The sequence below is a fragment of the Bacillus sp. ISL-4 genome, from assembly GCF_018613275.1.
In the GTDB taxonomy this organism is placed as follows: domain Bacteria; phylum Bacillota; class Bacilli; order Bacillales; family DSM-1321; genus Peribacillus; species Peribacillus simplex_E.
In genome coordinates this window covers 1-9,059 of record NZ_JAGGQN010000089.1, presented here as the reverse complement: position 1 = coordinate 9,059, position 9,059 = coordinate 1, and the positions used below count along the sequence as shown (strand labels likewise).

Genomic DNA, 9,059 nt, shown 5'->3' with positions numbered 1-9,059 from the left:
CAAAATATTGACTCAAATCCATTATTCCCCAATTGTTTTACAGTTAGTGTATGCAGTTACCTTTAAATCTTCGCCTAAGGAAAGAGTATAGCTATAAGGGATAAAAAGTGTCAGTTTCCTTATCAACTTTACCAAAAGGAATCTTATAGTATTACCATTTAATATTTGTTTTTCCTAAAACAATTTGAAAATCCTTAAATCCTACAAACTAAATTCATAATTTCTGCAAGTTTTTATTATAAAATTAAAAACGAAAATGAATGGAGGAGATATGCAGTATGAAACCAAAAATTATTGGATTTCTTACTTTTGTTATATTACTTTTAACCGCATGCTCATCAGCTGGAAATATGGGCAGTATGGAAGAGAAAGATACAAACAAGGAACAAACAGTGGATAAAAATCTTCCTACAACATCAAATACAGAGATTTTAACCGGTAAAACTTTCAACATCGTCGCAAAAGAAGCAAATCACCAATTAAATGAAAAAGTAAATGTTACGGCTTGGACATTTAATGGTTCAGTTCCTGGTTCCCAAATTCGGGTTAAAGAGGGAGAAGACCTAAAAATAAATTTGAAAAATGAGCTTCCTGACCCTGTCAGCATCCATTGGCACGGAATTCCTCTTCCTAAAAAAAATGGATGGTATTCCAGGAGTAACCCAGAATGCTGTTCAGCCTGGTGAGTCTTTCACATATAAATTTAATGCCTCAGTACCAGGTACCTATATGTATCACACTCACCAGGATGGCGTAAATCAATTGGATAAAGGACTGTACGGATCATTAATTATTGAACCAAAAGAAGTCTCTTATGATCGTGATTACTCCCTTATGATGGATGAGTGGATGAGTAAACCAGAAGAGGGAATGGATATGGAAGGCATGGACGATATGGAGCGCATGGATCATTCAAACATGAGCGGTATGGAAGAAAGCGATTCCGAATCAGATAAGGACCAGGCTGAAGGATCTGAAGATGCCAAAAATATGATCGCACACGATATGAGCAATTATGACATCTTCACCATCAATGGAAAAAGCGGAAAGGATGTTGAGCCTCTTACCGTAATAGAGGGTGAGAAAGTCCGATTACGATTAGCAAATATCGGATATATGTCTCATAAAATCCATTTACATGGACATAACTTCAAAGTGGTTGCCATAGATGGGCAAGAGTTAAATGAACCTCAAGAAATAAAGGATCAATTACTCCCTATTGAACCAGGAGAACGTTATGACATTGAGTTTGTAGCTGACAATCCGGGTCAATGGTATCTAGAGTGTCATGGAGATATGGAAGGCACGGCCGGCATGAAAACGGTCATTCAATACGACGGAAGCAACGTATCTAACGATAAGCCTAATGAAAAAGAAGAACTTCCTGTCTTCAATTTCACTACCTATGGAGAAAGTACTGAAACTGAATTTACTTTGGACCAAAAATATGATGTAGAATATACGATGGATTTGAATACGCAAATGAAAGTTAATGAAATGGCCTATACAATCAATGGAAAGACGTTTCCTGATACAGAAAACTTGGAGGTAAGTGAGGATGATCTCGTCAAAGTGAAATTGGTTAATAATTCAGAATCTGATGATCACCCAATGCATTTGCATGGTCACTTCTTCCAAATTTTAAGTAAAAATGGGAAGCCCGTTGAAGGTTCTCCCATCTATAAAGACACGGTTAATTTAAAACCTGGTGATGAATATGCGGTTGCCTTTAAAGCAGACAATCCTGGTAATTGGATGTTCCACTGTCATGATTTACACCATGCCTCCGCCGGTATGATGAATATGGTTAAATATAAAGGTTTTGAACCTGACTTCACACCAGATCCAGCTGCTAATAACAAGCCAGAATAATCTGGGTATATTTAATGTCCTTACCAAAAATGCGATCTCCAATTTGATCGCATTTTTGGTGTCTTACACTTTATTAGAAGATAGTGAGAACGATAACGTACTCATTTTCGTAGTATTAGCTTTTCTCCATCAAATGAAAATTCCATCGCAAGTAAGCTTTTGTGGTCTAGCTTCTGTAGTTTTCTGATTTCAGCAGGAATGGTAATTCCACCATAGTGAAAGACACACTTATTATAAATATTATCTTCCAGACTCTTTTCAATAATTATATCGCTACCTTGTTGATAAACTGAAACCATTTCACCTTCCTTGAAAGGCAGGAAATTACGAATGGCTTTTGGAATATATAGTTGTCCGTTCAAATTAATTTTTAAAAATTCCTTGATTATAACATTATTACTCAACACTATCAGTCCTTAATTGAAATGAGAAAATTTTCAAGGTGTTAACTTCAAATCAGCGAAAGAACCCCCACGAGGGCTGTAAGAACCTGTTGATTGAATAACCTCTCTGACCTTTATCGAGTTATTATAAAAAAAAATGTGGAGAAATTGTGGAGATTGTTAAATTAGTATAAATAAACAATTTTCATCTGATCTGAACCTTTCTTTATTCGTTACAAAGAATTCATTGGAGGAACCAAAGGGAAAAACATTCTAACGGTATTTTTTGAAACGCCTTTTGTTTCTTCTAAATCTGAAGAAGAAGCAAAGTATAGAAATACCTAAAAGTAAAGAAACAATATGATAATAAGAATATTTTTTTGGGTTTAAACCTTCATCTTGTTTTTCTTTTTGCCTGCCTTCAATCGTTTCAGGCTTTTTTGCTTTATTTAACTGAAAGGAAGCAATAAGAGCCTGGTTTTGATTCCTGATTTCAAGAACCCCCGCATCCGTTATGTCTTCTCTGACTTTTTCATTTTTTGATATAGGAAAGGATTTATTAGCCTCAGTAACGAACGTATTATTATTAGTCTTAAATTCTTTTCCCTTAGGGATATCTATAACTTTAAAATCTTTAAAGGCATAGTTTAAAAGCTCGATTGTATCTTTATAGGACACAGCTTGAGTCTGCCCTTTCAATATTACAGCAATTACCGACATCCCTTCTCTCGTAGCTGTGGTAATTAAAGTTTGGCCAGACTGGTCGACGTAGCCAGTCTTACCTCCTGTTACCCCTTCATATGGTCGTTCTCTCATTAATTTATGGTGGTTAAAAAGAGTGGTTTCCCAAGCCTCTCCTTTCCACTTCAGCTCTTTCGTTCCAAAGATTTCACGAAATTCTTCATTTTTCATGGCATATTGTGTAACCTTTGCTAAATCACGTGCAGTAGTTGTATGTTTGGGATTAAATAAACCATGTGGATTTTCAAAGTTAGTATCTTGCAGTCCAATTCCCCGCATATATTTGTTCAATTTTGCTGAAAATGCCTTTTCTGAACTATCCAGGTGCTCTGCAATGGCCACACCTGCATCATTTCCAGAGTTAATAAGTAAACCCTGTACCAGTTTTTTCAATGGCACCTTTTCATTTTCTTCTAAATAAACCCTTGTTCCATCCACATACCTAGCATTTTTACTAACCGAGACGATATCGTCTAGATTCCCCTTTTCTATTGCATAGATGGCCGTTGCCACCTTTGTTAGGCTTGCCGGGTACATGTTCAAGTCCGCATTCTTTTCATAAAGGACTCGTCCCGTTTTTTCTTCCATTAAAATTACCGCTTCACTATTAACATGAGGTGAATTTTTGGAATCCGCTGCTAGCACCTTAGAATAAAAAGGGGTATTCATTGTTATGGTAATCAAACAGAAAAACAATATTTTCTTCATAACTCCACGTAATCTATTGGCAATGACCAGCACTGTTTTCTTATCAGAATGTATACATACTTCTCTTATTGCGTCCTTTATAATCATAAAATTTCTACTCCTTATTTATTCAGCAAGCTAAATCACCGTTTATGTTAAAGCAAAAATATGAAGAAATTGCGGAGAATTAACTTTTGTAATATAGCATTAACAATAATTTATGTATTGTAATATAAATAAAAGAATTTCCTTGCTGAATTGCCATATAAACACCAATTGTATGGAGACATAATATTTATCCATGAATATATAGATGTGAAATCCATTCACACTATGTTTTTTTAGTATTTCTCCAAATGGAACAAAAAAAAGCTTGAAGATAAGTCTAATAAAATTGACTGTCTCTTCAAGCTTTTATAGTTCTGGGAATTAAACTACCTAATTACCTTCAACCCTCAAGTGTTTCGTTACTAGTTTATTTAACTTCATCCATATTTTCATGATCCATATCTTCCATTTTCTCGCCCTTTCCGTTCTTCTCTTCGTCATTATTTGAGCAAGCCCCAAACTACATGGTTATTTGAGTAAAGAAATATTCTAGAATATAAGGGAATAATTCCGAAAATTTTTCTCTGCTTTTTGAAGTTGCTAATAAAACTAGCCCTTTTCACTACCTCCATAAGCGATAAAGTTTTTTTATTTTCGTGATATCTCCTCCGAAACTAAATTTACTATCGCTATGGTCATGCCCGTACCAAAACAGGCTATGACAAAGCTAGATAAACCGAAAAAATTATACATCCATAACGTACTGGAAAATGTTAACATCAAAATAATATGGGAACGTTTCACTATCTTATCCATTCACTTCCTCCGCATCCCAATAGTTATCACTAAAAACCTCTGCGAATGCTTTTATGGTATTGGAAAGTTCAGTTAAATTGTTATCAACTCCACCAAATTCAACCAATAAGGATTTATCGGAAATATCTTGGTTGTATATCCCATTACCCTCGTCTTTCCCTTTTATGAAAACACCACGACTTAGTCCAGGATATTTCTCCTCAAATTTTTTATTGATTTCTTTTGCGTATTCTAAATTTTTCTCGAAATTTTTATGCTCTTTTCCAACAATGAAAAACAGCCTTGCATACTCTTTACCTTGAATAGTAGTTGTAGTTACTGCTTTACGTTGTGAATCTCTATGGATATCAATCAGTATTTTTAATTTATCGTTAGATCCCATTGCTTCCTGAACGTCTTTGCGAGATAAATTGTAGGAGCTTCTGTAGTCCAATTTTTTATTTTTTAAATTTGCTGCCATGTTTTCTGTATTGTGCTCTACCCCTATCCCTTTGTTGATTAATTCATGGCTTAATAAATCGCCTACAGCAATGACATTGGCCCTTTGATCGGAACTCACAGCTTCATTTGGTGTTGTTGCCCCTTTTATAAAGGGGAGAAAAGCCTCCCAACTATGTGAATGATAAATATAGACAGCTTTTTCCTTTGGGTTTATCGCATCTTCATGTTTTCCATCCTCTTCTGGTTCTTTTAAATTCTCTTCGGCAATTTCTCTATCTTTAAGGTAAATATCTAATGGAGGCCCTGATTCAACTGGCAAATTTGTTATATTGGTTCCTTTCCCCGCCACAGCGATTTCCGTGTTATAGATCGATAAGCCTGGTAATTCCCGGCCAAGCAAAGTACGAGTGTCATTTATTTTAAAATTGGTCATTGATTCAAAAGATAGTTTAAAAAGGGATGGTGAATTCATACTTTGCTTTTGATAAAAGTAATGATTCTCACTGTTTAATGCCAAAATTAATACTTGATTAATAGAAGAGTTGCTAATTATGCCATTTACAGTTCTGGAAGTGAAATTTAAAGGGGATGTGACGAGAAAAGCTACTAATGAAAAAGTTAGTATCATTCCAACAAGTACCATTGCCATGTACCTGATGGGAGTAGTTATATATCTTTTTCTATTGTTCATATAATCACTCCTTTTCCCCAATTAAATATAAATGGGTAATCTAGAATCTTTTATTTTATTCAATGGATCTGCCAATAAGTTAGCTTTATCAGCCTCACCTTTAATCTCTCACAATGAATCTGCTGAACATAATGTTAGGTTTTTGGGGTGAGATACATGAGAATATAAATTAAAGGGAACAAGATGGGAACATTAATAAGGTGGAATCGCATTAAATCTATTAAGCTCAGGATATTTAGCAAGATTCTGAAATAAAGGCCATCAAATACATAATTTCTGTTTTGTTTATGAATTATGTAAAGATAGTAATTAAAATTGCAAAGGAACCAATAAGAATTATGTCTTCAGTTACAAACATAAAAAGAAGAATAATCGAAGGTAATGGTAACATTATTTGAAATTATTTAATTGAGTACCAAAAATAAACCCTTAATTCAGATTCAAGTTCCCCTTCTCCTCCTATTTCCTTAGAATGCTTCATTCAAAAACCAAAAAGTTTATATTTCATTATTATTCACTCAATAAGGGACATGCAGATGACAACTCTAAGGTCATTTATCGAACCATTACAGCAAAACTAATTGTATATTTTATAACGAATATAATTGTAGTTTGATGTTGGAATAACTTTTAAAACCTTTCCACTCTGATCTTTGTAGAGTTCATATTCACGATAAGTATCTACAAGATAACCATCTATAACTTCTTTATTAATAAGCCTTTCATCTAATTCAAAGGATAATGATTCTTTCTTTTGTTCTTTAGATTCAGCCATAGCTGGTTCACTTTCATTTTCACTTTCTTGTCCAATTATAAGGGGTTCTGTGTTATACAAAGACTCCAAATAAGACGATTCTAGATATAAAGTAGGTACCAATACCATTAAAAGAAAAAATATAGGACTGATTTTCACCCTCTTTTTCACTAAAAGATCTTCCTTTCCTGTTCAATTTTATTTTTTTATCATTTTATGGGTACTTACACAATTAAATGTCTTTATTGATAAATATGCAGATTCTATGGAGTTTCTTATCTTACGCTATTTAAAAAATTGACTGAGTAAATATAGAGGTGAGCAGATTAAGTCCCTTTACCCTAGCTAAAACTGATAGATCTTATTGAGTGAAGATTTCAACAATCGGAATAGGAATAATACAAGAAAGCAAATAAAGTGTACTGGACCTTAGTAATCTAATAATGATTACCACAATATTAAACTTTAATTATGGAGTGAAAAATATGTTTCATTATATAGTCGAAACAGATAATTCCGTCGATGATGGAGTTGCAGTAGTGGAGCAAAATTAAAGGAAGTAAAAATTGGGGTTTTGTGGAAACTTAACCTTCCTGCAAAATTACAGGAAAAAGGAGTATATAGCTTTAAAAAACCATATCGTATTTTAGAGGTATGTAATCCAGTATTGAAGATGTGAACTTCTTATTAGGCACGAATCTTTTTAGAGATGACATTGACACAATAGGTGAATGGTTTTTAACTCAAAACTTCAATGCAGAGACTGGAACAACAGAAATAGAACACGAAGGATATATATTTAAAGTTCATAAAAAAGACGGACACCAAATTCGATATTTAGAAGTAAATAAAGCTGAAAATCTTATAAGATAAAAAAAATTCTATATGCGAAAGATTAAGGGGACTTCCTGTGTTTTGAAGTACCCTTTCTTATTCAACATAAAGTTTAAATAATGAGATTGGATAACTTCTTCCCCTATTAATTCAGGCTTTAATACTATAAAAAGGCGTCTAGTTTAAGGTGATGATCCAGAAGTGTGTCATATTTTTTCTCCTCTAAATATGATTCACCGACTATGAATTATTGAGGATTCTAAGCTACTTATTTCATCCATTTTTTCCATAAAGTTTACGACAAAAAGTCTAAACATCTATTCTACAAATGAAATTCACCCAATAAAGCACGGGTGAAATTCGTACAAGCTATATATATCAGTGTAATTTTTAATACGCCCAAATATTTTACGGATACTACTGAACACTACCCATAAGAAATAGAAATTTTAGTTTTTGTACTTTCATTTTTATAATTTTTATAAGACTCTTTAATTAACCACCCTAAAATGCTACAACCAGTTACAACCAATAGAATACCAATAGCCACTATTTTCATAAACGTAATGTTTTCTTACTCCTTTTAAGGAAATTTATATACCTGTTAGTTTGTTACTTTTCTACTTCAACTATCCTGCCCCGATAGTTCTATAAGGGGTAGCGTCAGGAAAATGCTGATACAACGTTAAGGAAATTTCGATATTAAAAAGCCCAATTTCTCAGCATTAAAATTGAGAAATTGGGCTTTTTTCGTTACTCCATTAAAAGCGCCCGATAGTTGAAGAAGGTTCTAGAAATTTAATATGAAATTAATTTTTGAATCTGATCATTAATATTTCCTTTACTTAATCCTCCGTGGTAACAAACCACTGATTCAATGTCGATGTCTATGTATTTCTTCAAAGAGAGTTGAGCCACCTTTATATCCAGTGCGGTTGGGGCATGAATTCCCCCAATTATTCCGTTTACACTGTACATCGAATCCCCGGCAACGAGTGTTTTACTTTGTTTTAAATATAGGCTAATATGGCCAGGAGTATGCCCTGGAGTATGGATGACACGAATGCCGCCGCAATACGGCAATTCTTGACCGTCTTTCAAGGTATCGTCTACTTTACCCTTCGGGGGGTTCTCTAGGTGCCCGTCTTTCAAAAGAGGTAAATCCTGACCGTCTTTCAAAGAAGGTAAATCCCCTTGAATATAAGGCTTATCCAGATCGTGAGCATATACTTTAATATTACTTTCACACTCCTGTAATATCTCAGGAAGACTACCTATATGATCTATATCCTGATGCGTCAAAATCACAACTTTTAGTTTGTCGAACGACACTCCTACCTTATCCATTGCCACGCGTAAATCTTTAATTTGTCCAGGGAATCCAGTGTCTATTAAAACAGCCATTTCTTGATCCCATAAAAGCGTTGGATGAATAATATTCCCATGAAATTCAAGATGGAGCATCTCTACTCCCTTAGAAATTTCCATAACTTTGGGCTCCTTTATAATTAGATTTAGGGGTTTGGTTACACAAGAAGGTTGAAAGAATAATGCTAATTTTGTACGTGAAATACTATTATTAAGTAGTATCACTTATTCATTAACACACTAAACTGCAAGTTTATTGAATAACACAAGCATGATATTAACTTCGGCTTCCTTCCCAAAAGTTCCTGCTCTTATCCAATAATCTGGACCGATTATTGAATAAGAGAATTGACATTCTTAAATAACTTTATTTGTATTTAACTATCCTACCCCGATAGTTGCAAAAAAATCGAGTAGGAGGAGG

At 34.0% G+C, this 9,059-nt stretch carries 7 protein-coding genes and 1 pseudogene; 2 read left to right on the top strand and 6 right to left on the bottom strand.

From position 1 onward, the window contains the following. Window positions 1-278 precede the first annotated feature (278 nt). Window positions 279-1,872, top strand: a pseudogene (locus J7J00_RS27735) (multicopper oxidase family protein). 101 nt (window positions 1,873-1,973) lie between these two features. Here J7J00_RS27735 and J7J00_RS27730 read toward each other — a convergent pair. From J7J00_RS27730 to J7J00_RS27710, 5 genes are all read right to left on the bottom strand, one after another. Continuing rightward, a complete protein-coding gene (locus J7J00_RS27730) occupies window positions 1,974-2,276 on the bottom strand; it encodes an AbrB/MazE/SpoVT family DNA-binding domain-containing protein (RefSeq protein WP_214796411.1) in 303 nt (100 codons plus the stop codon). Window positions 2,277-2,528: 252 nt separating this feature from the next. Then, on the bottom strand, window positions 2,529-3,791 hold the full coding sequence (locus J7J00_RS27725; RefSeq protein ID WP_286201622.1) for a D-alanyl-D-alanine carboxypeptidase family protein: 1,263 nt from the start codon (window positions 3,789-3,791) through the stop codon (window positions 2,529-2,531). A gap of 588 nt (window positions 3,792-4,379) precedes the next feature. Further along, a complete protein-coding gene (locus J7J00_RS27720; RefSeq protein ID WP_214796409.1) occupies window positions 4,380-4,547 on the bottom strand; it encodes a hypothetical protein in 168 nt (55 codons plus the stop codon). Then, window positions 4,540-5,679 (bottom strand): stage II sporulation protein P, encoded by a 1,140-nt coding sequence (spoIIP, locus tag J7J00_RS27715; protein WP_286201621.1) that lies wholly within the window; start codon window positions 5,677-5,679, stop codon window positions 4,540-4,542. The genes J7J00_RS27720 and spoIIP overlap by 8 nt, the downstream gene beginning before the upstream one ends. A 577-nt stretch (window positions 5,680-6,256) precedes the next feature. Beyond that, entirely contained in the window at window positions 6,257-6,604 is a 348-nt protein-coding gene (locus J7J00_RS27710) for a hypothetical protein (RefSeq protein WP_214796407.1), read from the bottom strand. A 504-nt stretch (window positions 6,605-7,108) separates the two neighbouring features. Between J7J00_RS27710 and J7J00_RS27700 the strand changes: the two genes are divergently transcribed. Next, window positions 7,109-7,306, top strand: a complete 198-nt coding sequence (locus J7J00_RS27700; RefSeq protein ID WP_309487264.1) for an HlyC/CorC family transporter associated domain-containing protein — start codon at window positions 7,109-7,111, stop codon at window positions 7,304-7,306. Window positions 7,307-8,065: 759 nt separating this feature from the next. Here J7J00_RS27700 and J7J00_RS27695 read toward each other — a convergent pair. Continuing rightward, a complete protein-coding gene (locus tag J7J00_RS27695; RefSeq protein WP_214796405.1) occupies window positions 8,066-8,755 on the bottom strand; it encodes an MBL fold metallo-hydrolase in 690 nt (229 codons plus the stop codon). Window positions 8,756-9,059: the final 304 nt, after the last annotated feature.